Source organism: Pseudomonas sp. XP2 (genome assembly GCF_053557975.1).
This window is the reverse complement of sequence record NZ_JBNRIK010000025.1, coordinates 40,126-65,625: the sequence shown is the minus strand read 5'-3', so window position 1 is coordinate 65,625 and position 25,500 is coordinate 40,126. Positions and strand designations below refer to the sequence as shown.

Below are 25,500 nucleotides of genomic sequence, written 5' to 3'. Positions count from 1 at the left end.
CCATCAGGCATGTGCATGACCTGTGGGAGCGGCCTTGTGCCGCGAATGGGCCGCAACGCGGCCCCACTGCCACATCGGTTTGATATAAGATAACGCCCCTCAGATTTCCCCGCCTTGCCTTGCCCCGGAGTCCCCCATGACGGCCCCTGCCGAGCTCTCGCCTACCCTTCAACTGGCCTGCGACCTGATCCGTCGCCCCTCGGTCACCCCTGTCGACGCCGACTGCCAGGCGCAGATGATGAAGCGCCTGGGCGCCGTGGGCTTCGCGCTCGAGCCGATGCGCATTGAAGACGTAGACAACTTCTGGGCCACCCACGGCAGCCAGGACGGCCCGGTGCTGTGCTTTGCCGGCCACACCGACGTGGTGCCCACCGGCCCGGTGCAGCAATGGCAGCACGAACCGTTCGAAGCGCTGATCGACGCTGACGGCATGCTCTGCGGCCGTGGCGCCGCCGACATGAAAGGCAGCCTGGCCTCCATGGTGATCGCCAGCGAGCGCTTCGTGCACGACTACCCGAACCACCGCGGCAAGGTCGCCTTCCTGATCACCAGCGACGAGGAAGGCCCGGCCCACCACGGCACCAAGGCAGTGGTCGAGCGCCTCAAAGCACGCAACGAACGCCTGGACTGGTGCATCGTCGGCGAACCCTCCAGCACCACCCTGCTGGGTGACGTGGTCAAGAACGGCCGCCGTGGTTCGCTGGGTGCCAAGCTGACCGTGCGCGGCAAGCAGGGCCACGTGGCCTACCCGCACCTGGCACGCAACCCGATCCACCTGGCCGCCCCGGCCTTGGCGGAACTGGCAGCCGAGCACTGGGACGAAGGCAACGCGTTCTTCCCGCCGACCAGCTTCCAGATCTCCAACCTCAATTCCGGCACCGGCGCCACCAACGTGGTACCGGGCGAGCTGACCGCGCTGTTCAACTTCCGCTTCTCCACCGAGTCGACCGTCGAAGGCCTGCAGGCGCGAGTGTCGGCGATTCTCGACAAGCATGAACTGGACTGGTCGATCGACTGGGCGCTTTCAGGCCTGCCGTTCCTCACTGAACCAGGCGAACTGCTCGACGCGGTGGCACACAGCATCAAGGGCGTCACCGGCCGCGACACCCAGCCGTCTACCAGCGGGGGTACCTCCGATGGCCGCTTCATCGCCACCATGGGTACCCAGGTGGTCGAGCTTGGCCCGGTCAACGCCACCATTCACCAGGTGGACGAGCGGATTCTGGCCAGCGACCTCGACCTGCTGACCGAAATCTACTACCAGACCCTGGTTCGGTTGCTCGCCTGATGCTCGCCTGCCCTCTTTGCCAGGCGCCGCTGAGCCGGCTCGACAACAGTGTGATGTGCCCGGCCGGTCACCGCTTCGACCGAGCGCGCCAAGGTTACCTGAACCTGCTGCCGGTGCAGCACAAGAACAGCCGCGACCCGGGTGACAACCAGGCCATGGTCGAGGCCCGCCGCGACTTTCTCGACGCGGGCCACTACGCCCCTGTCGCCCACCGGCTGGCCGAGCTTGCCGCCGAGCGCCGGCCCGGCGCCTGGCTGGACATCGGCTGCGGCGAGGGCTACTACACGGCGCTGCTCGCCCAGGCGCTGCCAGCTGCCGAGGGCTATGCCCTGGACATCTCCCGCGAGGCGGTCAAGCGTGCCTGCCGCCGCGCGCCACAGGTCACCTGGATGGTCGCCAGCATGGCCCGGGTGCCGCTGGCGGACGCCAGTTGCCAGTTCATCGCCAGCGTGTTCAGCCCGCTGGACTGGGCCGAAGCCAAGCGCCTGCTCAGCCCCGGCGGCGGCCTGATGCGGGTCGGCCCGACCAGCGGCCACCTGATGGAGTTGCGTGAGGTGCTCTACGATGAAGTACGCCCTTACGCCGACGACAAGCACCTGGCCCTCGTCCCCGAAGGCATGGCCCACGCCCATAGCGAAACCCTCGAGTTCCGCTTGAACCTGGCCGTGCCCAAGGCGCGCGCCGACCTGCTCGCCATGACCCCGCACGGCTGGCGCGCCAGCGCCGAAAAACGCGCCCGGGTGATCGACCAGCCCGAGCCGTTCGAGGTTACGGTTTCCATGCGTTATGACTATTTCGTGCGCCAAGACTGAGCACACCCGGAGCCCTTATGCGCCAACCAGATATCGAGATTTACCTGAAGGACGCCGACGTCGACCACAAGCAGATTGCCCAGTGGCTCGCTCAGGCGATTGGCCCATGCAGCGACTGGCAGCAGAAAGGCCAGACATTCAAATGCAAGGCCGGTAACATTCCGGTCACCTGGTTACCCAAGGCTGTAGGGAAATGGAACAGCCTGTACCTGGAAAGCGACCAGACGCCATGGGCCGATGATGTCGCTTGCGCCCGCGCTGCATTTGCCGCACTGGGTGTGGAAGTGCGTTGCGCGCCGGGTGGCTGGGTAGAGGAAGACGGTGAAGAAGATGCCGACCGCTGGGTGCGCATAAGCGCCGACGGTGAAGAGGAAATCACCTGGCGCACAACATGAAAATACAGCGTTGCTCGTTTCTGTAGGAGTGGGCTTGCCCGCGAACACGGGCCATGCCCGTGGCAGCCACCGTGTCGCCTGCTTCGCGGGCAAGCCCGCTCCCACGGCTTGAAACTAGAGGCTCAGAGCCCTACTACGTCTTCGGCTTGCAGGCCTTTCTGGCCCTGCACGCAGGCGTATTCCACCCGCTGCCCTTCGACCAGGGTACGATGCCCCTCACCGCGGATCGCCCGATAGTGGACGAACACATCCGCACCACCTTCGCGCTGAATGAAGCCATAACCCTTGGCATCGTTGAACCACTTTACATTCCCAGTCTCACGAGACGACATCTGAACTACTCCGGATTTTTATTGTGAAGATCGCCTTGCAGGCACGAGCTCACGGCCCCGTGCCAACGCCGCTTGCTGAAATATCCTGCAAGTGGCAGGCCGAGTATATGACACAGAACAAAAAAAATTGATGACGGTCCCGCAGTTGGCCGATTTTTGCTGAACTTACGCCGATACGGCAGACTAAATAGCTGGATACTCACCTGAAAATCACACCCAGGGCACACACCCCATGACCCGTTCCCCCCTGCGCCGCCTGATCTTCGGCGCCCTGCGTCGCCTGTTGTACCTGTGGGTGCGCTCCGAGACCATCAACCAGTCTTCCATGACCCTCAACCTCGACCGCAGCCGGCCGGTGTTCTATGCGCTGCCCTCGCCCGCGCTCACCGACCTGGCCGTGCTCGACCACGAGTGCACCAAGGCGGGGCTGCCGCGCCCGGTGCTGCCGGTGGCGGTCGGCCAACTGCAGGAGCCGGCCGGGTTCTTCTACCTGACCCCCGACCCTGACTGGCTCGGCCGCCAGGACAAAAGCGGCGCCCCGCCCACACTTGAGCGCCTGGTAGCTGCCGTCAGCCAGCATGCCGAAGAAGATGCGCAGATCATTCCGGTCAGCGTGTTCTGGGGGCAGACCCCGGCCAGCGAATCCAGCCCATGGAAGCTGTTGTTCGCCGACAGCTGGGCGGTGACCGGGCGCCTGCGCCGGCTGCTGACCGTGCTGATCCTGGGGCGCAAGACCCGGGTGCAGTTCTCCGCCCCCATCCACCTGCGCGAACTGGTGCAGCACAACAAGGGCCACGAGCGCACCGTGCGCATGGCCCAGCGCCTGATGCGCGTGCATTTTCGCAACCTCAAGACCGCCGTCATCGGCCCGGACATCTCGCACCGGCGCAACCTGGTCAAAGGCCTGATCCATGCCCCGCAGGTGCGCCAGGCCATCGCCGACGAGGCCCAACGCGAGAACCTGCCGTTGGCCAAGGCCGAAGCCCAGGCACTGCGTTATGGCAACGAGATCGCCTCGGACTACACCTACACGGTCATCCGCTTTCTCGAAGTGGTGCTCAGCTGGTTCTGGAACAAGATCTACGACGGCATCAAGGTCAACCATATCGAACAGGTTCAGGGCATAGCTCCCGGCCACGAAGTGATCTACGTGCCGTGCCACCGCAGCCACATCGATTACCTGCTGTTGTCGTACCTGCTGTTCCGCAACGGCCTTACCCCGCCGCACGTGGCGGCAGGCATCAACCTCAACATGCCGGTGGTGGGTAACCTGCTGCGCCGTGGCGGTGCCTTCTTCATGCGCCGCACGTTCAAGGGCAACCCGCTGTACACCGCCGTGTTCAACGAGTACCTGCATACTCTGTACACCAAAGGTTTTCCGGTCGAGTACTTCGTCGAAGGTGGCCGCTCGCGTACCGGGCGCATGCTGCAGCCGCGTACCGGGATGCTGGCCATTACCTTGCGCAGCTTCCTGCGCTCGTCGCGCACGCCGGTGGTGTTCGTGCCGGTGTACATCGGCTACGAGCGCGTGCTCGAAGGCCGCACCTACCTGGGCGAGTTGCGCGGTGCCAGCAAAAAGAAGGAGTCGGTGTTCGACATCTTCAAGGTGTTTGGCGCGCTCAAGCAGCGCTTTGGCCAGGTCTACGTCAACTTCGGCGAACCGATCCGCCTGGCCGGGTTCCTCGATGAGCAACAGCCCGGCTGGCGTGAACAGGATCACGGCCCCCAGTACCGCCCGGCCTGGCTCAACGACGCCACCACCCGCCTGGGCGAAACCGTGGCCCGTCACCTCAACGAGGCGGCCGCCATCAACCCGGTCAACCTGGTGGCCCTGGCGCTGCTGTCCACCAGCCGCCTGGCCCTGGACGAACGCGCCCTGACCCGTGTGCTCGACCTGTACCTGGCCTTGCTGCGCCAGGTGCCGTACTCGCCGCACACCACCCTGCCGGACGGCGACGGCCAGGCACTGATCGAGCACGTGCGCAGCATGAACCTGGTGGCCGAGCAGAAGGACGCCCTGGGCCGCATCCTCTACCTGGATGAAGGCAATGCGGTACTGATGACCTATTACCGCAACAACGTGCTGCACATTTTCGCCCTGCCGGCGCTGCTGGCCAGCTTCTTCCTCAGCAGCTCGCGCATGAGCCGCGAACTGCTGGGCCAGTATGTGCACGCGTTGTACCCGTACCTGCAGGCCGAACTGTTCCTGCGCTGGACGCCAGAGCAACTGGACGAGGTGATCGACCAATGGCTGGCCGCGCTGGTTGAACAAGGCCTGCTACGCCAGGACAACGACGTATACGTACGCCCGGCGCCCAGTTCGCGGCAGTTCGTGCTACTGACCCTGCTCGCCCGCACCATCACCCAGACCTTGCAGCGCTTCTACATGGCCACCTCGCTGCTGCTCAACAGCGGACAGAACAGCCTCAGCGCCGAAGGGCTGGAAGACCTGTGCGTGATGATGGCCCAGCGCCTGTCGATCCTGCATGGCCTGAATGCCCCAGAGTTTTTCGACAAGACGCTGTTCCGCCACTTCATCCAGACCCTGCTCCAGCAAGGCGTGCTGCATGCCGACGGGCAAGGCAAGCTGGGTTATCACGACAAGCTCGGCGAGCTGGCCGAGGGCGTGGCCAAGCGTGTGCTGTCGGCCGAACTGCGGCTGTCGATCCGCCAGGTGGCCCTGCACCGTGACGACGGCCTGGAAACTTCGACCCTCTGACGGTTCATCACGGGGGAAAATCCGCTAAAGTCCCTGGGGTTGGCCACAAGCCAGCCCCAAGGACACCGGAGATTCCATGAAAAAGCTCTTTATGCTGTGTTGCGCATCCCTGCTTGCAGCCTGTTCCAGCCAAACCCCATCCAACCAGGCCAGCCTGGACGGTGAAGTCTTCTACCTGCAGCGTATCGCCCTGCCGCCTGCCGCTACCCTGAGCGTGGAGCTGCAGGACGTTTCGCTGATGGACGCCCCCGCCGTGACCCTGGCCCGCCAGGCCGGCCCGGTCAAAGGCAACGTACCGCTGCCATTCCACCTCATTTACGACCCCGCCCAGGTCAAACCCGGCCACCGCTATGCGGTGAGCGCGCGCATCGAGCTGGAGGGCAAGCTGCTGTTCATCAATACCGAACACCATGGTGTCATGCTCGACGGCAGTGACCCGAAATCTGTACGCATCAAGGTCGACCAGGTTCGCTGACACCCGTATTCATCTGTTTACAAGGAAAGCTTCATGATCCGCACTTCCCTGCGTTTTTCCACCCTGTGCGCCGGCCTGCTGCTATCGGCCAGCGCACTGGCCCTGTCGCTGGGCGACCTGAGCCAGAAAGACGCCACTGGCGGCCTGAAAGATACCCTGACCCAGGGCGCGCAGCTCGCCGTCAAGCAGTTGAGCGCCCCGGGTGGCTTCAGCAACAACCCGGACGTGCGCATCGAATTGCCGGGCAAGCTGGGCAAGGCGGCCAAGGCCATGAAAATGTTCGGCAAAGGTGAACAGGTCGATGCCCTGGAAGCCAGCATGAACAAGGCCGCTGAAGCCGCCGTGCCGCAGGCACAGGCGATTTTGGTCGATGCCGTGAAGAACATGAGCGTGACCGATGCCAAAGGCATCCTCGCCGGCGGTGACGACTCGGCCACCCAGTACCTGAACAAGAGCAGCCGCGAGCAGATCCGCGCCAAGTTCCTGCCGATCGTCAAACAGGCTACCGACAAGGTTGGCCTGGCCCAGCAGTACAACAACTTCGCCGGGCAGGCGGTGGCACTGGGCGTGGTCGACGCCAAGAGCGCCAGCATCGAGAACTACGTGACCGAGAAGGCGCTGGACGGCCTGTTCGAGATGATTGGCAAGCAGGAGCAGAGCATTCGCCAGAACCCGGCGCAGGCCGCTACCAGCCTGGCCAAGAAGGTCTTCGGCGCCCTTTGATCCGCAACGCGGCCGCAGTACCCTCGTAGGCGCAGCCTTGTGCTGCGAAGAGGCCGGTGCAGCAAATGAAAATTCATCTTGCTGTACCGGCCTCTTCGCAGCACAAGGCTGCTCCTACAGGGCGGTGAGGTCAGTCGTTTTCTTCACCCTGAACCACGCCGCATACAACGCCGGCAGGAACAACAGCGTCAACGCCGTAGCCACGATCAACCCCCCCATGATCGCCACCGCCATCGGCCCGTAGAACACGCTGCGTGACAACGGGATCATCGCCAGCACCGCCGCCAGCGCAGTCAGCACGATTGGCCGGAAGCGCCGCACCGTGGCTTCGATGATCGCCTGCCAGCGCTCCATCCCCGCTGCAATATCTTGCTCGATCTGGTCCACCAGAATCACTGAGTTGCGCATGATCATGCCCGCCAGGGCAATGGTGCCCAGCATGGCGACAAAGCCAAACGGCTGGCGGAACACCAGCAGGAACAGGGTCACGCCAATCAGCCCCAGCGGTGCGGTGAGGAACACCATGACCGTGCGCGAGAAGCTGCGCAGCTGGATCATCAGCAGGCTCAGCACCACCACCACGAACAGCGGCATGCCAGCGTTCACCGACTTCTGCCCACGCTCGGAGTCTTCAACCGTACCGCCCACTTCCAGCAGGTAGCCATCCGGCAGCTTGGCGCGTATCTCGTGCAGGGTCGGCTCGATCTGTTTCACCAGCGTGGCCGGTTGCTCCTTGTCGTAGATATCGGCGCGCACGGTCACCGTCGGCAGGCGGTTGCGGTGCCAGATGATGCCCTCCTCGAAACCGTACTCCAGGGTCGCTACCTGCGACAGCGCCACGCTCTGGCCGTTGTCGGTCGGCAGTGCCAGGCTGCCGAGGTTACCCAGATCACCGCGCTCTTGCTGGGTGCCGCGCAGCAGGATCTCGATCAGCTCGTTGTCCTCGCGGTACTGGCTGACTGTGGTACCGGTCAACGAGCTTTGCAGGAAGCTGGCCAGGTGCGCGGTGCTCACGCCCAGGGCGCGGGCGCGGTCCTGGTCGATTTGGAGGAACACGGCCTTGCTGGGCTCTTCCCAATCCAGGTGCACGTTCACCACATGCGGGTTCTCGCGCACCTTGTCGGCCACTTGGCGGGCCAGCGCACGGGCCTGCTCGATGTGCTCGCCGGTGACCCGGAACTGCACCGGGTAACCCACGGGTGGGCCGTTTTCCAGGCGCGTGACCCGGGCACGCAGGTCAGGGAACTGCTGGTCTACAGTGCTGATCAGCCAGCTGCGCAGGCGCTCGCGGTCCTCCATCGACTTGGCCAGGACCACGAACTGGGCAAAGCTGGCTGCCGGCAGTTGCTGGTCCAGCGGCAGGTAGAAGCGTGGCGAACCGGTGCCCACATAGGCCACATAGTTATCGATGCCGTCCTGCTGCTTGAGCAGTGCCTCCAATTGCTTGACCCGCTCGGCAGTATTGGCCAGCGAGGCACCTTCGGCCAGCTTCAGGTCAACCATCAGCTCTGGGCGCCCGGAGGCCGGGAAGAACTGCTGGGGCACGAAGCGGAACAGCAGGATGCTGCCGACAAAGGCCGCGATGGTCAGCAGGATCACCGTCTTGCGTCGCCGTACGCACCACTCCACCACCCGCCGCACGCGCTGGTAGAACGGCGTGGCGTAAGGGTCGGGTGCGTGGCCGTCCTTGCCATGGCGCGCAGCATGCAGCTTGGCCAGGTCTGGCAGCAGGCGCTCGCCCAGATAGGGCACGAACACCACGGCCACCACCCATGAGGTCAGCAGGGCGATGGTCACCACCTGGAAGATCGAGCGGGTGTATTCGCCGGTACTGGAGGCCGCAGTGGCGATAGGTAAAAAGCCTGCCGCAGTGATCAGGGTACCGGTCAGCATCGGGAACGCAGTGCTAGTCCAGGCATAGCTGGCCGCCTTGAGCCGGTCATAACCCTGCTCCATCTTGATCGCCATCATCTCCACGGCAATGATCGCGTCGTCCACCAGCAGGCCCAGCGCCAGCACCAGGGCCCCAAGGGAAATCTTGTGCAAGCCGATGCCGAAGTAATGCATGGCAGCGAAGGTCATGGCCAGCACCAGCGGAATGGCCAACGCCACCACCAGGCCGGTGCGCAAGCCCAGCGAGAAGAAGCTCACCAGCAGCACGATGACCAGCGCCTCGACCAGCACCTGGACAAACTCGCCCACACCGGCCTTGACCGCCGCAGGCTGGTCCGAGACCTTGCGCAGCTCCATGCCGGCTGGCAGGGTGCGCGCCACCCGCTCGAACTCGTCTTCCAGGGCTTTGCCCAGGACCAGGATGTCGCCGCCGTCCTTCATCGACACGGCGAGGCCAATGGCATCTTCGCCCATGAAGCGCATGCGCGGGGCGGGTGGGTCGTTGAAGCCACGGTGCACTTCGGCCACATCGCCGATGCGGAACGTGCGGTCACCCACGCGAATGGGGAACTGGCGAATCTGCTCGACACTGTCGAAGCGCCCGCTCACCCGCAGTTGCAGGCGCTCGCTGGGCGTCTCGAAGAAGCCGGCGGTGCTTACCGCATTCTGCTCTTGCAGGGCCTGCTGCACGGCCTCGAGGGGTACGCCAAGGGTGGCCAGCTTGAGGTTGGACAGCTCGATCCAGATTTTTTCGTCCTGCAGGCCCACCAGCTCGACCTTGCCCACATCCTTGACCCGCTGCAGCCGGATCTGGATACGGTCGGCGTAGTCCTTCAGCACCGCGTAATCGAAGCCCTTGCCGGTCAGCGCATAGATATTGCCGAAGGTGGTGCCGAACTCATCGTTGAAGAACGGGCCCTGGATCTCCGGTGGCAGAGTGTGGCGAATGTCCGCGACCTTCTTGCGGATCTGGTACCACAATTCAGGTATGTCCCTGGAATGCAGCGAGTCGCGAGCCATGAAGGTGACCTGCGATTCACCGGGGCGAGAGAACGAGACAATCCTCTCGTACTCGCCGGTTTCCATCAGCTTCTTTTCGATGCGCTCGGTAACCTGCCGCGACACTTCCTCGGCGCTGGCGCCCGGCCACAGGGTACGGATGACCATGGCTTTGAAGGTGAATGGCGGATCCTCGCTCTGGCCGAGCTTGGTGTAGGACATGGCGCCAATGGCCGCCAGCAGGATCATCAGGAACAGGACGATCTGGCGGTTGCGCAGCGCCCAGGCAGAAAGGTTGAAACCCATCGGGACTTACTCCTTGGCCGTCAGGTTCACTACACGGTTGCTGCGGTCCACAGGGCGGATTTCCTGGCCCTCACGCAGTACATGGCCACCGGCGGCGACCACCCAGTCCTCTGGGGCAAGGCCTTCGAGTACGGGCACACTGTCGCTGCCATACGCCCCCAGGCGCACCACGGCCCGCTCCAGGCGGCTGTCCTTGTTGACCCGCCACACATAGGCCTGGCCGTTTTCCGCAGTCACCGCTGACAGTGGCACCGCCAACGGGATCACGCCCTCATGCGCGATGAACACCCGGGCGCTCTGGCCCAGCTCCGCCGGCGTGGCGGCCGAGGTGAAGGCAATGCGCGCAGCGAAGGTGCGCGAGCGTGGGTCGGCGGCCGGTGACAGCTCGCGGATACGCCCCTCGAAGCGCGCTTGCGGATGTGACCACAGCTCCACACTGACCGGTTGCCCCACGGCAAAGCGGGCGAACTGCTGCTCCGGCAGGCTGATGAGCACTTCTCGCTCGCCATCCGTGGCCAGGGTGAACACGGTTTGCCCGGCGGCAACCACCTGGCCTACTTCAACCTGACGCTTGGCCACCACCCCGGCCTGGGGCGCACGCAGTACGGCATAGTCGGCCTGGTTACCCGCCACATCGAACTCGGCCTTGGCCTGCTTCAGCCGGGCAAGGCCGGCGCGGTAGAGGTTTTCAGCATTGTCGAACTGCGAGTGGCTGACCATCTGCCGCTCCAGCAGCTTCTGGTAGCGATCACGCTCGGCGCGCACCAACGCCAGGTTCGCCTCGGCACCCGCCAGCTGGGCACGGTTGGCTTCAAGCTGCAGACGCACGTCCTGCGGGTCCAGCTCGGCCAGCGGCTGGTCGGCCTTGACCCGCTGCCCCTCCTCCACCAGGCGCTTGCTGACCTTGCCGCCAATGCGGAAGGCCAGCTCCGGCTCGAAGCGCGCACGCACTTCACCAGGGTAACTGTCGGCAGCGGCTTCGGCCGGCTGCGGCTGCACCACCAGCGCCGGGCGCGGCGCGGCAGGCGGGGTGGCTTCCTGACCGCATGCCGTCAGTAACAACGCGGCAACGGCGGGCAAGGCGATGGACAAGGCATGGCGCAACATGATGAATCCTTTCGCGGTGGGCACTTCGAATATGTGTACTGACGGGTATATTAAGTCACGGAACTGCTGCCGAGAAGCCAGCATCGATAAGAAATTCACTTAAACGATGGCGACGATCACTGCTGTCTACCTCTCCAGCCGGTAAGATGGGAGCTTGATCAACCAGATGCAGACCACAATGTCCAACGACGCACCCATCGGCCCGGGCCGGCCCAAGGACCTGGCCAAGCGCGAGGCGATTCTCGAAGCGGCAAAGTCGCTGTTCCTCAGCCTTGGTTATGCCAACACCAGCATGGATGCGGTCGCTGCGGCGGCAGGTGTTTCAAAACTCACCGTGTACAGCCACTTCACCGACAAGCAGACCCTGTTCTGCTCGGCGGTCATGGCCACTTGTCAGCTACAGCTGCCCGACCTGTTGTTCGAGTACCCCGAAGGGGCGCCGGTGGAGGAGGTACTGCTGACCATTGCCCGTGGTTTCCAGGCATTGATCAGTAGCGATGAGGCGGTGAAGCTCAGCCGCCTGATCATGGCCCAAGGCAGCCTGGACCCAAGCTTTGGCGAATACTTTTACGAAGCCGGGCCCAAGCGCGTGCTGGCAGCGATGGAAGCGCTGCTGCGGGGTGCAGATGAGCGGGGGTTGTTGCGCATCGACAACCCGCTGCATGCGGCCGAGCACTTCTTTTGCCTGGTCAAGGGGGCGCCGGATTACCGCTTGCTGCTGGGGTGCGCGGCGCCGCTGGAGGGGGACGAAGCCGAGGCGCATGTGCGCGAAGTGGTGGGGGTGTTCTTGCGGGCGTTCAAACCCTGAGCGCTGCCAGGCAGAGAACAGTGGTCATTGTGAGAGCGGGCTTGGCCCGCGAATGGGGCCACGCGGTGCATGGCACCGGCTTCGCCGGTGTTCGCGGGACAAGCCCGCTCCCACAGTAATCGCGCAACGTTTCAATATTCAAGCAAGCCAGTTGCTCTCACAATGACCGCGCTAGCCGGCCAGTTGGGGGAAAATCAGGCCTTCAAGGCTTTCTTCGGGTAAATGTCATACCGGCTCGACTTGCCTTCCAGGCTATGGCTGGGCTTGGGCCCGTCGATGATCGGTGCCTTGCGCGGGCGCTTCACCACCACCCGGTGGCTGGCCAGCGCCAGGGCAGCTTCGAGTAGCGCTGGGGCATCCAGGTCGTCGCCCACCAAAGGCCGGAACACGCGCATTTCCTTTTTCACCAGTGCGCTCTTGTCGCGGTGCGGGAACATCGGGTCGAGGTAAATCACCTGCGGCGCCTCGCCTTCCCAGGTGTGCATGCGCTCGATGGCATTGCCGGTCAGCAGGCGCATGCGCCCGACAATCGGGCCCACTTCGTCGTCCGAACGCGCCCGCGCCAGGCCATCTTCCAGCAGCGCAGCAATCAGCGGCTGGCGTTCGATCAGGGTCATCTGGCAGCCCAGGCTGGCCAGCACGAACGCATCTTTGCCAAGGCCTGCCGTGGCATCCAGCACTTGTGGCCGCACGCCTTGGGCAATGCCCACGGCCTTGGCGATCATCTGCCCGTTGCCACCCCCAAACTGGCGCCGGTGGGCGGCCTGGCCCTCGACAAAGTCCACCCGCACCGGCCCCGGTGCCTGCGGCCCCAGCTGCTGGATCTGCAAACCCTCGGCGCCCACCTGCACGGCGAAGCCGGCGCTCTCGTCCTGTAGCGGCAGGCTCAGGCGTTCAGCCCACACCTTGGCCTGCTCCGCATACTCAGCCGACATCGCCTCGACCCTGATACCCGTGCCTTGCTCTTCCATCGTCCACACCTAAAAAATCAAACCAAGCCTTAATGAATCAGCAGCCACGGCCGATACAGGCAATATCCCGCTATTCTGCCAGAGCACAACGCGCGCGACTGCCATGTCAGATACTCTTCCTATCGGCTTGACCTATTTGTCGCCTGTCGGCAACTACAGTCAGCACAACACCCAGGCACTCGGGGGCGTCAGCCACCTGTGGCAGGATTTCTTTGCCCGGGCCATGGCCGAGCAGCAGGAAGAGCCCGCAGACAGCGTCAGCCAATCGTTCGTGCAGTACGACCAGGACAGCGGCGAACCCATCGGCGGCGCTCGAGCACTGGCGCTGATCGACGCCCAGCGCGCCTGCCCGGTGCACGACACCGAGGTAGCACCGCCCGAGCCGCTGTTTCTGCCCAAGGCCGAGCTTGAAGCCAACCTGCTGCCGCCTGCGCCTGAGCCGTTCAGTGCCATGGAGCTGATCGAACAACAGCGCCAGCTCGACACCAGCAACAGCTGGATGCGCCCGGTGGTGATGAACCAGGGCCAACCGATTCCAGAGCCCGGCCCAGGCCCTGCCCCGCGGTCGTTGTTCCTGCCCATTGCCGAGTTCGAGACCAACCTGCTGGACCCGGCCCCGGAGCCGTTCGACGACGCCACTTTGGCCAGGCAGCAGAATGACCTGGAATTCGACATCCACTGGGCACGCCCGGTGGTGCTGAACAACGTGCGCGCGCACGCCTGAGGTTAGCGGCACACCTGCCAGCGGCCCATGTCCAGATGAAAGTGATTGTGGTGTGCTGCATTGTAGGCCGGCCCCAGTACTGTGCTGAAGCTCTCGCAAGCCGCCTGCTGCACCTGCCGTAAAAATTCGGCCTTCTGCCCACCCGCCTGCCAGTCACGCGCCAGGACGATACGCTGGCCGTCCTGCATGCGAAAACCGCTGATGTCCAGCGCATTGGCGGTCGCGTGCTGACTCAGGCGCCCCTGCTTGCGGTGATAGACATTGCGGCAGGCGAAGCTGCCCAAGTGATCGACCTGCGCAACGGGTTGGCCCAGCACCCGCTGCGCCACGGGCTGCAAACCATGGTTTTCGAACAGTGCATAGGCTACCGCCAGCGGGCAACTGGCCAGAAAACTGCTGCTTAGCCGTGCCTGGCCGCCCTCGATACGCCAAACGTTGCGCAACGGGCAGTTGGCCGAAGCCGGGCTGTCGGCTTGCGCCCGGTAGCGCAGCTGGCTGGTTTCCAGTGCCTGTCGGCACAAGGCCGGGTCATCGCGCAGGCGTGAAAGCTTGTACGGCGTCAGCAGGTTGGGCGGCTGGCGTACGTCCAGCGGCGCCCAAGGGTTCCACACGGCAGGCAGGCGCCAGCCGAAGTGCCAGGCCAGACCGGCCAGCACCAATAGGCTGGCCAGCAGCGCCAGCATTGCCCGCATCAGCGGCGGAACAGGTCGTTGAGCTGGGCAAACGGCAGTGCCTGCTCACCGTAGCCGAACGTACCCTCGTTGCGAATTTCCAGCGCGGCACGGTGGAACGCCCCCAGCGCAGCACGGGCCAGCGACGAGCCGACGCTGATGCGGCGCACGCCCAAGTCCTGCAACTGGTTCACGCTCAGCGGCACCCCCGCCATGCCCATCAGCACATTCACCGGCCGCGGTGCGACCGCCTGCACCACCGCACGCACTTCCTCTACGGTGCGCAGCCCCGGCGCATACAGCACATCGGCGCCGGCCTCGGCATAGGCTTGCAGGCGCAGGATGGTGTCGTCCAGGTCCATGCGGCCGTGCAGCAGGTTTTCTGCCCGGGCGCACAAGGTGAACGGGAACGGCAGGCTACGCGCAGCCTGCACGGCGGCGCGCACGCGCTCCACGGCCAGCCCGAGGTCATAGATGGGCGCATCACTGCGGCCACTGGCATCTTCGATGGAGCCACCTACCAGGCCGATTTCGGCAGCACGCAAGATGGTCTGGGCACAATCTTCAGGCATGTCGCCGAAGCCGTTCTCAAGGTCCGCGGCCACCGGCAAGGCAGTGGCATCGACGATCTCGCCGGCATTGTCCAGGGTATCGTCCAGGCTCAAGGCGCCTTCGGCGTCTGGCCGGCCCAGGCTGAAGGCCAGGCCGGCACTGGTGGTGGCCAGCGCCTCGAAACCCAGGCTGGCAAGCAGCTTGGCGGAGCCGGCATCCCACGGGTTGGGGATGACGAACGCGCCTTCGCGCTCGTGTAAAGCCTTGAAGGCTTCGGCTCGCAGGGTTTGCACATCCATGGTTCAACCTCCGGCAGTCAGGGAAAGGTCAGAGTAAGCCCAGTTGTTCGACCTCGGGCGCGCGCGGCAATTCCGGCAAAGGTGCAAGACCTGGCAAGCGTGCCATCAGGCGTTGATGGAAATGCTGGGCCAACGCCGCAGCCAGGCGATTGTCCGAGGTGTGCAGGAAAATGTAGGGGCTGCGCCCTTCTTCGATCCAGCCGGCGACTTTCTCTACCCAGGGGCTGAGGAAGGTGTGATTGGCCTCCAGCTGCGGATGGCCGATGAAGCGAACCTGTGGGTGCTGGCTGAAGGCCGCCGGGCGCGGTGGTACCTTGGGCTTCTTGGATTGCGCGTGCAGCACGGCAGGGTCGCGCGAGGTGCAGCTGAACAACGCACGCGGGTCCAGGCAAATACGCTCCACGCCGCGTTCGTGCAGCAGGCGGTTGAGCAGGCGTTCTTCTTCACCCTTGGCGAAAAAGGCCTGGTTGCGCACCTCCACGGCCACCGGCAGCCCGATTTGGTCGAGGAAGTGGCAAAGCTCGCCCAAGCGCGCCGGGCCGAACTGGGCCGGCAATTGCAGCCAGTACGGTGATACGCGCTGGCCCAGCGGGGCCATCAGCCGCGTGAAGTCGAAGGCAGGCTCAAGCTGATCACGCAGGTCACCCTCATGGCTGATGTCGCGAGGAAACTTGGCGGTGAAGCGGAAATGCTGGGGCATCACCTGCGCCCAGCGGGCAATGGTGCCGGGGGCGGGGCGTGCGTAGAACGTGGTGTTGCCCTCGACGGCATTGAACACCTGGCTGTAGAAGCCAAGCATTTCATTGCTGCTGGCGTCGGCGGGATACAGGTACTCACGCCAGGCGTTTTCGCTCCAGGACGGGCAACCGAGGAAATAAGGCAGTGGTGGTGGACTCATCCACTAAATGTACAGGTCGAGCCCCAGTACTTCCATGTCCCAGTCAGTGAAACCGGCGGTGCTCAGGTAGCTGGCCAATGCGGTGGCGGTGCGGCGGTCACGGGCGCGGGGGAAGATCATGTCTTGCTGGCGGGCTGGCAGGCCACCGCTGCGTCGGCGGGCGGTGGCTTCCACGGGCGCGGGCTGGCTGTCTTCTATCAGCTCGGCATCATCGATGGCCTCGTCACGCGCCGGTGCCTTGCGCGGGGTGCGCTTGACCGGGTAGGACTGCGATGAGAAACCGTCGATACGCATGGCATGAGCACTCAGGACCAATGATGGCAATTTAGCAGCATCAGAGATCCGTCGCTAATGCTTGAGTGATAACTGGACCACAGATCGCGCAAAAGGTTTTAGAGTGAACGGCGATAACCGACGAACAGCACTCAGTGCTTCTTGGGCGTGGCTACATTATCGCGCAGATAAACCGGTTGCGCCTGTTCGGCAGCAATTGCCTCACCTCGGGCCCAGGCGAAGGTGGCCAGGCTGAGAATGTCGAGGGCACTGGGCAAGGCGCCAGGGTTACTGGCCGCCACCTTTACCGCCAGGCGCTCGGCGTAGCCCCAGCCGGTACCGGCACCGAACCACTCGCCGTTGCTGCCGGCCGGCAGCGCTACCTGCTCGGGCGGCAACACCGCTTCGCGGCCGACCAGGCGCATTTCGCCTGCCGTGGCTTGGTAGCAGCCCCAGTACACTTCGTCCATGCGCGCATCGATGGCAGCCGCCACCTGCTGCACGCCCTGCTCGCGCAAGGCCCCCTGGGCCAGCGCGGCCAGGTTGGACACCGGCAGCACCGGGCGCTCCAGCGCGAAGGCCAGGCCCTGGACCACACCAATGGCAATGCGCACGCCAGTGAATGCACCCGGGCCTCGGCCGAAGGCGATGGCATCCAGTGCATTCAGCGCAACGCCGGATTCGGCCAGCAACTGCTTGATCATCGGCAGCAACTTCTGCGCGTGCTGACGTGGGATCACCTCGTAATGGCTGGTTACCTTGCCGTCATGCAGCAGCGCGACGGAACAGGCTTCGGTGGCGGTATCCAGGGCCAGCAGGGTGGTCATCGAACGGGTATCCAGGTGCGAATGAAAAGAGCGGCAGTATAGAGCAGCGGCGGCGTTGTGTCCCGAGGGGGGCGCTGTGCGGCCTTTGCAGGTGGCCTGTACAACATGGCCTTGACGCAATCCCTGTAGGAGCGGGCCAGGCCCCGTGGGTTGCAGCCCTGGAACGACAACGGCCCGCTAGCGGGCCGTTGTCGGGGGCGTCAGGCGCTGATCAGCTCAGGGCTGCCAGGACCTTGGCGGTGATGGCGTCGACCGAACCGACACCTTCGATGTGGCTGTACTTCGGCTTGCCGGCATTGGCGGCCGACAGCTTTTGGTAGAACTCTACCAGCGGCTTGGTCTGGGTGTGGTAGACCGACAGGCGATGACGAACGGTTTCTTCCTTGTCGTCGTCGCGCTGGATCAGGTCTTCGCCCGTCACGTCGTCCTTGCCTTCCACTTTCGGCGGATTGTACTGAATGTGGTAGGTGCGGCCCGAGGCCAGGTGCACGCGGCGGCCCGCCATGCGGCCGACGATTTCTTCGTCGTCTACGGCGATTTCGACCACGGCGTCGATGTCGACACCAGCCGCGACCATGGCTTCTGCTTGCGGGATGGTGCGTGGGAAGCCGTCGAACAGGCAGCCATTGGCGCAATCAGGCTGGGCGATGCGCTCCTTGACCAGGCTGATGATCAGCTCGTCGGAGACCAGCTGGCCGGCATCCATGACTTTTTTCAGCTCCAGGCCCAGTGGGGTACCTGCCTTGACGGCGGCACGCAGCATGTCACCGGTGGAGATTTGTGGAATACCGAACTTTTCGGTGATGAACTTTGCCTGAGTACCTTTACCGGCCCCGGGAGCTCCCAGCAGAATTACGCGCATCTCGTGCTCCTCAAATTTTTTTATGAAATTCAATGGATTCGGCAACCAGGGCCAAGTCCGGAAAATCGGGTATGACCATAAAACGGTCAGAAGGCTGCTCAAGATACACAGCGCCCGGCAGCCATACAAGCGTCCCAAAGTTGCAGGAAAGCGCCACTTGTGGCCGACCGGGCAGGTGGTTGCGCCAGGCGCAACCAGCCACGCCTCATCCGTGCATGGCCTTCATGCCATTAACCCCGACAGGCCTGGATAACCTCTTAGCCGGTATTGCGCAGCCCGGCAGCAATACCCGCTACGGTCACCAGCAAGGCCTGCTCCAACGGGCTGTCCAGAGCGGCTTCGCGGCCGCGCGAGCGGGCCAGCAACTCGGCCTGCAGGCGGTGCAGCGGGTCCAGATAGGTGTTGCGCAGGCTGATGAATTCCAGCGTCTCGGGGCTGTGCGCCAGTAGCACCTGCTGCCCGGTCAGGCCCAGCACCACCTGGCAAGACTGCGACAATAGGTCGCGCAGGTGCGCACCTAAAGGAAGCAGGTGCGGTTGCACCAGACGTTCGTCGTAGGCCTCGGCAATTTGCGCATCGGCCTTGGCCAGCACCATTTCCAGCATGTCGATGCGGGTGCGGAAGAACGGCCATTGCTCGCGCATCTGCGCCAGCAACTCACCCTGGCCACGGGCCAAGGCGTTGCTCAGCGCGGTTTCCCAGCCCAGCCAGGCCGGCAGCATCAACCGGGTCTGGGTCCAGCCAAATATCCACGGGATGGCCCGCAGGCTCTCGATCCCCCCGGCGCGGCGCTTGGCCGGGCGGCTGCCCAGCGGCAGGCGCCCCAGTTCCTGTTCTGGCGTCGACTGGCGGAAATACTCGACGAAATCGGGGTTGTCGCGCACTACGCTGCGGTAAGCCTTGACGCCATCGGCAGCCAGCTGGTCCATCACCTCGCGCCAGGCCGGCTGCGGGGGCGGTGGTGGCAACAGCGTGGCTTCGAGCACAGCGGCCAGGTACAGGTTCAGGTTTTGCTCGGCGATGCCCGGCAAACCGAACTTGAAGCGGATCATTTCGCCCTGCTCGGTGGTGCGGAACCGCCCCGCCACCGAACCCGGTGGCTGCGACAGGATCGCCGCGTGGGCCGGGCCACCGCCGCGCCCTACCGTACCGCCCCGGCCGTGGAACAGCAGCAGTTCGACCTGGTGTTCGGCGCAGATGCGTACCAGGTTTTCCTGGGCCCGGTACTGCGCCCAGGCCGCCGCCGTGGTGCCGGCATCCTTGGCCGAGTCGGAGTAGCCGATCATCACTTCCTGCGGGCCGCGCAGCCCGGCCCGGTAACCCGGCAGGCCGAGCAGGCGCTGCATTACCGGGCCGGCATTGTCCAGGTCGGCCAAGGTTTCGAACAGCGGTACCACACGCATGGGGCGGGTCAGGCCGGCTTCCTTGAGCAGCAGCTGCACCGCCAGCACATCCGAAGCGGCACCAGCCATGGAAATCACGTAGGAGCCCAGCGAGGCAGCGGGCGCGGCGGCAACCTCCCGGCAGGTTGCCAGCACCTCGGCGGTATCTGCCTGCGGCCTGAAGTGCGCGGGCAACAGCGGCCGGCGGTTTTTCAGTTCGGCTTGAAGGAATTCGATGCGGCGGTCTTCATCCCAGTCGGCATAGCGGCCCAGGCCCAGGTAGTCGGTGATTTCGGTCAGCGCGTCACGGTGGCGGGCAGCGTCCTGGCGTACGTCCAGGCGGCCGAGGAAAAGCCCGAAGGTGACGGCGCGGCGCAGGCAGTCGAGCAACGGGCCTTCGGCGATAACGCCCATGCCACACGCGTGCAGCGACTGATAGCAGAGTTCCAGCGGCGCAATCAGGTCGCGGTTATCCACCAGTACTTCAGCGCTGGCCGGTTGGCTGCCGGTTAACGCCGAATGTGCCCAGGCACGCGTCGCCCGCAGGCGGTCGCGCAATTGCTTGAGCACGGCGCGGTAGGGTTCGGCACTGTCCCCTACCCGTTCGCGCAAGGCGTCGCTGGCCTGCTGCATGGACAACTCGGCGGCCAGTGCATCGATGTCGCGCAGGAACAGGTCAGCAGCCATCCAGCGCGCCAGCAACAGCACTTCCCGGGTGACAGCGGCGGTCACATTGGGGTTGCCATCACGGTCACCGCCCATCCACGAGGCAAAGCGGATCGGCGCGGCTTCCAGCGGCAGGCGCAGGCCGGTGGCTTCCAGCAGGGCTTTGTCGACTTTGCGCAGGTGGCTGGGGATAGCGTGCCACAGCGAATGTTCGATTACCGCGAAGCCCCACTTGGCTTCGTCTACCGGGGTAGGCCGGGTGCGGCGGATTTCTTCGGTGTGCCAGGCCTCGGCGATCAGCCGGCGCAGGCGTTCACGTACCTGCTGGCGTTCGTCCGGGGTCAGGTCGCGGTGGTCCTGGGCAGCGAGCTGGCCGGCGATGGCGTCGTACTTCTGGATCAAGGTGCGGCGCGCCACCTCGGTGGGGTGCGCGGTGAGCACCAGTTGGATGTCGAGCTTGGCCAGTTGCCGGGCCAGGGCATCGTTGCTGTGGCCGGCCTGCTTAAGGCGTGCCAGCAGCTCGGGTAACACCCGCGCCTCGAAAGGTTCGGCTTGATCGGCGTCGCGGCGGCGGATCAACTGGTACTGTTCGGCCATATTGGCCAGGTTGAGGAACTGGTTGAAAGCCCTGGCCACCGGCAGCAGATCGTCTTCGGCAAGGTCGGCCAGGGTAGAGGTCAGTTGCTCGCCAGGGCCACGGCGGTCGGCCTTGGCGCTGTGGCGAATGTCCTCGATTTTCTGCAAGAACGCATCGCCATGCTGCTGGCGAATGGTTTCGCCGAGCAGCTCACCCAACACATGGACATCTTCACGCAAACGCACATCGATATCGGTCATTGGCCCTCTCTTTGGCGCGGCACTGGCGCACTCCTGTATACAGCTCTACCGAAGAGTGCCCCCAGCCGAGCGGCAATGGCAAGCCGAGATCAGCCAAAGCAAACTAAAGTGAAAGCACAGCACTCCCATGCAATGCAGCCTGTAAAGGCGTCAACAGAGGTCATCATGAAAATCCGTGAACTCGCCCAGCACTGGGAACAAAATGCCGCCGGTACGCTCAGCCCCACGGGCCATGTGTTGCATCTGGACCTGGAGTCCGAGGCGCGCCTGGCCGCGCTGATCGACATGTACCCCAAGCGCACCGCCGAAGAACTGCTTGGCGAACTGGTGGCGGCCGCCCTTGAAGAGCTTGAAGCAAGCTTCCCCTACGTGCAGGGTCGCCAGGTCATTGCCACCGATGAAGAAGGCGACCCGCTGTACGAAGATATCGGCTCTACGCCACGTTTTCTGTCCCTCTCGCGACAGCACCTGCATAGCCTGAGCACCCACGGCGACGACAGCGAAAAATAACCACCTGCCCCAACGTTCCGGGCCTCGCCAAGGCCCGCAATACCGCTCCAGCCCGCGAAAGTTCACACCATCCCTCACTGACCAATCAGTCAGAAATAATTCCTCGTTTAGCGCACTTTTTTCTGAACCATTCTGAAAACGTTCGAGTCGGAGCCAATAGCCATCACGCTAAAACCCTGCACACTGCCATCGTGCACCGTTCAGCTGAAGCGCACGGTTTTGTCAGGGATTGAGCGATGGACTGCTACGGACATCGTCGTTATCAGGAGTGATCCAATGGAGCTGACCACCATGAAGACCCGCACTAGCAAACTGTCATCTACTCATGTGCGCGGGTTCAAGCTGGCCGCGCTGGCCCTGGGCAGTAGCCTGGTCCTGGCCGGCTGTGCGGGCAACCCGCCCACCGAGCAGTATGCCGTTACCCAGTCCGCCGTGAACTCTGCCGTCAGCGCGGGGGGCACCGAGTTCGCCGCCGTGGAAATGAAAGCGGCCCAGGACAAGTTCAAGCAAGCCGAAATCGCCATGCACGACAAGAAGTACGACGAGGCCAAGCGCCTGGCCCAACAGGCCGAGTGGGACGCACGCCTCGCCGAACGCAAGGCCCAGGCGGCCAAGGCCCAGAAGGCCGTGCAGGATGCCCGCCAGGGCGTTCAGGACGTACGTGAGGAAGGCCTGCGCAGCGCTCAGTGAGCCCTGCCCCGCCAACCTTAGCCTTCGCACTCGATCAAAGGATGAACACTATGCGCAAACACGTCATGATTCCCGCCCTGCTGGCCCTCAGCGTCGGTCTTGCTGCCTGCTCGCACGACCCGAATGCCAATCTGGAAGCGGCCCGTACCAACTTCTCCTCGCTGCAGAGCGACCCGCAAGCAAGCAAAGTCGCCGCACTGGAGACCAAAGATGCCCAGGATTGGCTGAACAAAGCCGACAAGGCTTACATGGACCGTGAAGACGAGAAGAAGGTCGACCAACTGGCCTATCTGACCAACCAGCGTGTCGAAGTGGCCAAGCAGACCATTGCCCTGCGTACTGCCGAAGGTGAGTTGAAGAACGCCTCGGCCCAGCGCGCCCAGGCCAAGCTGGACGCCCGCGACGCACAGATCGCCAAGCTTCAGGACAGCCTGAATGCCAAGCAGACCGACCGCGGTACGCTGGTGACCTTCGGCGACGTGCTGTTCGACTTCAACAAAGCCGAACTCAAGAGCAACGCCTACCCGAACATCACCAAGCTGGCCCAGTTCCTCCAGGAAAACCCGGAGCGCAAGGTGATCGTAGAGGGCTACACCGACAGCGTCGGCTCGGCCAACTACAACCAGAGCCTGTCCGAGCGCCGTGCCAACAGCGTGCGCATGGCACTGGTACGTGCAGGCGTAGACCCGGCGCGCATCGTCGCCCAGGGCTATGGCAAGGAGTACCCGGTCGCGGACAACGGCAGCAATTCGGGCCGCGCGCAAAACCGTCGGGTGGAGGTGACCATCTCCAACGACAACCAGCCAGTGGCACCGCGCTCGATGAGCCAGGTTCAGCGTTAAGGCTGGCTAGCTGAACAGAAAGCCCCGCGATCGACGCGGGGTTTTTCTTTGTCCGCCGATGGCGTTCTGGCGCCTGCGAGATCGAGCGCCGCCCGCGCGGCGCTCGATCTCGCAGGCGCCCAAAATGCTGCGCCGAACACTCACTTCACCTGCTTCGGGGTTTCCTCGCCCATGCAGCGCACCGCACGCTTGCGGTTGTCCACCAGCACCCCGGTCAGGCCTTTCTGCTCGGTGTCGAACAATACCAGCACGCCATCGACGCACTGGGCCACTTGCGGTGCCGGGTCCAGCGAAACCTTGTAGTCCTCGCCCGGAATCGTCTTGAGCATGGTGAAGTCCTGCAACAACAGGGCATCCTCCGGTTTGGCAAAATGCAGGTAACCGTAGTACCACAAGGCCCCCACCGTCACGATGATGCTGCCGACGCCGGTCAGGATCAGCGGGATGGCGTTGCGTTCTTCACTCATTGCTTGTTGTTCTCGTCAGGGTAATTGGGCACTTCGGCCAGGCGCCGCAGGCCGTTGAAATGGCTGGGGTCATCAAGAAAACGCAGCATCACCTGGCGCCACGTGGGGTCGGCGAAGGTCTGTACGTGGCCACCACGGGTCAATTGCAGCACCCGCGGCGGTGGCGCGTGCTGGTACAGGCGGATGCCGTTGTCCATCGGCACCAGGTTATCGTCAATGCTGTGGAAGAACAGCTTGGGCGGGCTGCTGAGCTGCTCGATCGAACGGATTGCGCTGTCGCCGTCCGGCACCAGCCACGACAGCGGCACCTGTAACGGCCAGGTCATCCACGAGGTGCTGAGGGCAAAACGCCCGACTGAACGGTAACTGGCTGGCACCCCATCAAACACCAGCGCACTGAACCGCTGACGCTGCTCGGGATGGGCCGCCAGGTAGTGAATGGCCATGGCCCCACCTAGGCTTTGCCCCAGCAGCACCAGTGGCTTGCCCTTTACCTCGGGGGCCTGGTCCAGCCAGGCCATGGCAGCGGCAATATCTTCGTACACGTCTGGCAGGCTCGGCGTGCCCTGCGACAAGCCGTACCCGCGGTAATCGATCATCAGCACCTGGTAACCCTGCTCCGGCAGCCAGTAGCTGCCCCCCAGGTGCCCGGGCAGGTTGCCGCCGTTACCGTGCAAATGCAGCACCGTACCCTTGACCTCGACGCCGGCCTTGGCCGGCAACCACCAGCCGTGCAACCGCAGGCCGTCCGACGTCACAAGGGTGACATCGCGGTAGGCGAGTTTGGCGCGCTCGGGGGTGAACGCCTGACCGCGCTCGGGGTAGAACAGCAAGCTGCTGCAGCCACTCAGGCCCAACAACAGCAAGCCAAGCGCCAGCAGGCGGCAGCGGTCAGAGAATGTTCGCGTAGTCGGCTTCAATACGGTCCAGGCTCAGGTGGTTGAGGAAGTTGGAGAAGCACATCCAGGCCGACAGCGCGTTAAGGTCGCGGAACTGCTCGGGCAGATACTTGGGCGGCTCGACCAGGCCCTCCTCCACCAGTTGGCGCAGGGTGCGCATGTCTTCCAGGGTGGTCTTGCCACAGAACAGCAACGGGATCTGTTCGAGCTTGCCTTTTTTCACGGCCAACTGAATGTAGTTGTAAACCATGATGAAGCCCTTGAGGTAGGACAAATCCTTGGTGAATGGCAGGCCATTGGGCACCGAACCGCGGAACACCCGGCTGGCATTGCTGTAGCTCTGCGCGATCTCGAAGCCTTGCTCACGGAAGAAATCGAACACCTGGAGGAAATCGGCGCCCTCCTCGACCATGTGGATGGCGCGGGTGCGGTTGGTGAGCTTGCGCAGACGGCTAGGGTAGGAAGCAAAGGCAATCACCTCCATGAGGATGGCCAGGCCTTCCTGGGTAACCGTCGACGAGGGCGGCCCCTTGGCCAGGAAGGTGCAGATCGGCTGGTTCAGGCCATTGAGCGTGGTGCCGACATGCACCAGCCCTTCGTGTACCTCCAGGGCGCGCACGTCGCGCGCGTTGAACATGGCATCGGCGCGCACCTTGATGTAGTCGGCCCCGGCCGCCGCATCGGCGACGATACCGTCGGACTCGAACACGCGGATGGTTCCCTCGGCCTCGCCGAACACCTTGTTCAGCCGGTGCTGGAGGATCTCCACGGCCTCCTTGGCGGTGAGGTTTTTCGGTTCGTCCTTCAGGTCGCCACGGCCATCGATGTTGTTCAGGTAGTCCGACAGCATCAGGCCGAGGTCGGCCAGGGTCGGGTCACCGGCATGGAAGGCATCGGAGGCAGCACCATACAGCTCCTGGGAGATAAGGCCAAAGTCCTCGGTACCGCGCGCTTCGAGCATACGCACCACCATGCGGTATTCGCGGCACATGCGCTTCATGATCTGCCCGACCGGGTTGAACTGGCCAAGCTGGCGGATGATGTCGCGCTCGATGCCCTGGAACTCGGCCTTGACCGCGCCGGAGTCGAACGACAGCGGGCGCGACTGGTAATAGGCACGGTCGACGGCCGGCGGCTCCTTGCCCTTGCCCTTGAGGAAGCCCTGACGAATGTTGTCGTCCCACTTCACCGCGTCCAGCACCCGGATCGGGGTCTGTGCCGCCACGATGCGGTCAGACAGGGCACGGATGGTTTGCTGGTATTCGTCCACTGG

At 64.1% G+C, this 25,500-nt stretch carries 25 protein-coding genes; 11 read left to right on the top strand and 14 right to left on the bottom strand.

Features of this window, described 5'->3' with window-relative positions; translation table 11 throughout:
- Positions 1-136: 136 nt before the first annotated feature.
- The 3 genes from dapE to ACK1VC_RS22675 are packed head-to-tail and all read left to right on the top strand — an operon-like array spanning position 137 to position 2,495.
- Positions 137-1,288 carry a succinyl-diaminopimelate desuccinylase gene (gene dapE, locus ACK1VC_RS22685; protein WP_016485195.1) on the top strand — a complete coding sequence of 384 codons (1,152 nt, stop codon included), beginning with the start codon at positions 137-139 and terminating at the stop codon, positions 1,286-1,288.
- Positions 1,288-2,100 (top strand): putative RNA methyltransferase, encoded by an 813-nt coding sequence (locus tag ACK1VC_RS22680; protein WP_016485194.1) that lies wholly within the window; start codon positions 1,288-1,290, stop codon positions 2,098-2,100. The genes dapE and ACK1VC_RS22680 overlap by 1 nt, the downstream gene beginning before the upstream one ends.
- Positions 2,101-2,117: 17 nt before the next feature.
- Positions 2,118-2,495 (top strand): hypothetical protein, encoded by a 378-nt coding sequence (locus ACK1VC_RS22675; protein ID WP_016485193.1) that lies wholly within the window; start codon positions 2,118-2,120, stop codon positions 2,493-2,495.
- Between the two features lie 122 nt (positions 2,496-2,617).
- On the opposite strand, the gene ACK1VC_RS22670 is transcribed toward ACK1VC_RS22675, so the two are convergent.
- Positions 2,618-2,827, bottom strand: a complete 210-nt coding sequence (locus tag ACK1VC_RS22670) for a cold-shock protein (protein WP_003252255.1) — start codon at positions 2,825-2,827, stop codon at positions 2,618-2,620.
- Between the two features lie 232 nt (positions 2,828-3,059).
- On the opposite strand from ACK1VC_RS22670, the gene plsB reads away from it, so the two are divergent.
- The 3 genes from plsB to ACK1VC_RS22655 all read left to right on the top strand — a co-directional run bounded on the left by plsB (position 3,060) and on the right by ACK1VC_RS22655 (position 6,744).
- Positions 3,060-5,546, top strand: a complete 2,487-nt coding sequence (plsB, locus tag ACK1VC_RS22665; protein ID WP_016485192.1) for a glycerol-3-phosphate 1-O-acyltransferase PlsB — start codon at positions 3,060-3,062, stop codon at positions 5,544-5,546.
- A 76-nt stretch (positions 5,547-5,622) separates the two neighbouring features.
- Entirely contained in the window at positions 5,623-6,021 is a 399-nt protein-coding gene (locus ACK1VC_RS22660) for a YbaY family lipoprotein (RefSeq protein ID WP_016485191.1), read from the top strand.
- A gap of 33 nt (positions 6,022-6,054) precedes the next feature.
- Positions 6,055-6,744, top strand: coding sequence for a DUF4197 domain-containing protein (locus ACK1VC_RS22655; RefSeq protein WP_016485190.1), 690 nt, complete (start codon positions 6,055-6,057; stop codon positions 6,742-6,744).
- 114 nt (positions 6,745-6,858) lie between these two features.
- On the opposite strand, the gene ACK1VC_RS22650 is transcribed toward ACK1VC_RS22655, so the two are convergent.
- Together ACK1VC_RS22650 and ACK1VC_RS22645 are read right to left on the bottom strand one after the other, a co-directional pair.
- Complete coding sequence (locus ACK1VC_RS22650; protein WP_191087330.1) at positions 6,859-9,942, bottom strand: efflux RND transporter permease subunit; 3,084 nt, start codon at positions 9,940-9,942, stop codon at positions 6,859-6,861.
- Between the two features lie 6 nt (positions 9,943-9,948).
- Entirely contained in the window at positions 9,949-11,049 is a 1,101-nt protein-coding gene (locus ACK1VC_RS22645; RefSeq protein WP_016485188.1) for an efflux RND transporter periplasmic adaptor subunit, read from the bottom strand.
- A gap of 166 nt (positions 11,050-11,215) precedes the next feature.
- Between ACK1VC_RS22645 and ACK1VC_RS22640 the strand changes: the two genes are divergently transcribed.
- Entirely contained in the window at positions 11,216-11,857 is a 642-nt protein-coding gene (locus ACK1VC_RS22640; protein ID WP_024717681.1) for a TetR/AcrR family transcriptional regulator, read from the top strand.
- 194 nt (positions 11,858-12,051) lie between these two features.
- Here the strand turns inward: ACK1VC_RS22640 and ACK1VC_RS22635 are convergent, their stop codons facing one another.
- Positions 12,052-12,828 carry a class I SAM-dependent methyltransferase gene (locus tag ACK1VC_RS22635; RefSeq protein ID WP_016485186.1) on the bottom strand — a complete coding sequence of 259 codons (777 nt, stop codon included), beginning with the start codon at positions 12,826-12,828 and terminating at the stop codon, positions 12,052-12,054.
- A gap of 103 nt (positions 12,829-12,931) precedes the next feature.
- On the opposite strand from ACK1VC_RS22635, the gene ACK1VC_RS22630 reads away from it, so the two are divergent.
- Positions 12,932-13,552, top strand: coding sequence for a hypothetical protein (locus ACK1VC_RS22630; protein WP_016485185.1), 621 nt, complete (start codon positions 12,932-12,934; stop codon positions 13,550-13,552).
- A gap of 2 nt (positions 13,553-13,554) precedes the next feature.
- Here ACK1VC_RS22630 and ACK1VC_RS22625 read toward each other — a convergent pair whose 3' ends face one another.
- The 7 genes from ACK1VC_RS22625 to ppc form a co-directional block, all read right to left on the bottom strand.
- On the bottom strand, positions 13,555-14,244 hold the full coding sequence (locus ACK1VC_RS22625; RefSeq protein WP_016485184.1) for an extensin-like domain-containing protein: 690 nt from the start codon (positions 14,242-14,244) through the stop codon (positions 13,555-13,557).
- Positions 14,244-15,074: an isocitrate lyase/PEP mutase family protein gene (locus tag ACK1VC_RS22620; protein WP_016485183.1), complete on the bottom strand. Its 831-nt coding sequence runs from the start codon at positions 15,072-15,074 to the stop codon at positions 14,244-14,246. The genes ACK1VC_RS22625 and ACK1VC_RS22620 overlap by 1 nt, the downstream gene beginning before the upstream one ends.
- Positions 15,075-15,102: 28 nt before the next feature.
- The gene (locus ACK1VC_RS22615) at positions 15,103-15,972 is read right to left on the bottom strand and encodes a DUF72 domain-containing protein (RefSeq protein ID WP_023049120.1); all 870 of its coding nucleotides are present in this window, start codon (positions 15,970-15,972) and stop codon (positions 15,103-15,105) included.
- 3 nt (positions 15,973-15,975) lie between these two features.
- Entirely contained in the window at positions 15,976-16,266 is a 291-nt protein-coding gene (locus tag ACK1VC_RS22610; RefSeq protein WP_016485181.1) for a hypothetical protein, read from the bottom strand.
- Positions 16,267-16,397: 131 nt separating this feature from the next.
- On the bottom strand, positions 16,398-17,072 hold the full coding sequence (gene tsaB, locus ACK1VC_RS22605; protein ID WP_060517544.1) for a tRNA (adenosine(37)-N6)-threonylcarbamoyltransferase complex dimerization subunit type 1 TsaB: 675 nt from the start codon (positions 17,070-17,072) through the stop codon (positions 16,398-16,400).
- Positions 17,073-17,283: 211 nt separating this feature from the next.
- Positions 17,284-17,934, bottom strand: a complete 651-nt coding sequence (gene adk / locus ACK1VC_RS22600; RefSeq protein WP_016485179.1) for an adenylate kinase — start codon at positions 17,932-17,934, stop codon at positions 17,284-17,286.
- A gap of 257 nt (positions 17,935-18,191) precedes the next feature.
- Positions 18,192-20,819 (bottom strand): phosphoenolpyruvate carboxylase, encoded by a 2,628-nt coding sequence (gene ppc, locus ACK1VC_RS22595; RefSeq protein WP_191087329.1) that lies wholly within the window; start codon positions 20,817-20,819, stop codon positions 18,192-18,194.
- Positions 20,820-20,984: 165 nt separating this feature from the next.
- Between ppc and ACK1VC_RS22590 the strand changes: the two genes are divergently transcribed.
- The 3 genes from ACK1VC_RS22590 (at position 20,985) to ACK1VC_RS22580 (ending at position 22,861) form a co-directional block, all read left to right on the top strand.
- Positions 20,985-21,329, top strand: coding sequence for a type 1 pili tip component (locus ACK1VC_RS22590; protein WP_016485177.1), 345 nt, complete (start codon positions 20,985-20,987; stop codon positions 21,327-21,329).
- 276 nt (positions 21,330-21,605) lie between these two features.
- On the top strand, positions 21,606-22,019 hold the full coding sequence (locus ACK1VC_RS22585) for a DUF4398 domain-containing protein (RefSeq protein WP_014592166.1): 414 nt from the start codon (positions 21,606-21,608) through the stop codon (positions 22,017-22,019).
- 50 nt (positions 22,020-22,069) lie between these two features.
- Entirely contained in the window at positions 22,070-22,861 is a 792-nt protein-coding gene (locus ACK1VC_RS22580; protein ID WP_016485176.1) for an OmpA family protein, read from the top strand.
- Between the two features lie 140 nt (positions 22,862-23,001).
- Here ACK1VC_RS22580 and ACK1VC_RS22575 read toward each other — a convergent pair whose 3' ends face one another.
- Genes ACK1VC_RS22575 through ACK1VC_RS22565 form a run of 3 tightly spaced genes read right to left on the bottom strand, consistent with a single transcriptional unit; the run spans position 23,002 to position 25,497 of the window.
- Complete coding sequence (locus ACK1VC_RS22575) at positions 23,002-23,328, bottom strand: hypothetical protein (RefSeq protein ID WP_016485175.1); 327 nt, start codon at positions 23,326-23,328, stop codon at positions 23,002-23,004.
- Positions 23,325-24,248 carry an alpha/beta hydrolase gene (locus ACK1VC_RS22570; protein WP_060517548.1) on the bottom strand — a complete coding sequence of 308 codons (924 nt, stop codon included), beginning with the start codon at positions 24,246-24,248 and terminating at the stop codon, positions 23,325-23,327. The genes ACK1VC_RS22575 and ACK1VC_RS22570 overlap by 4 nt, the downstream gene beginning before the upstream one ends.
- Positions 24,220-25,497: a flavohemoglobin expression-modulating QEGLA motif protein gene (locus ACK1VC_RS22565; protein ID WP_016485173.1), complete on the bottom strand. Its 1,278-nt coding sequence runs from the start codon at positions 25,495-25,497 to the stop codon at positions 24,220-24,222. Before ACK1VC_RS22565 ends, ACK1VC_RS22570 begins: the two co-directional genes overlap by 29 nt.
- Positions 25,498-25,500 lie beyond the last annotated feature (3 nt).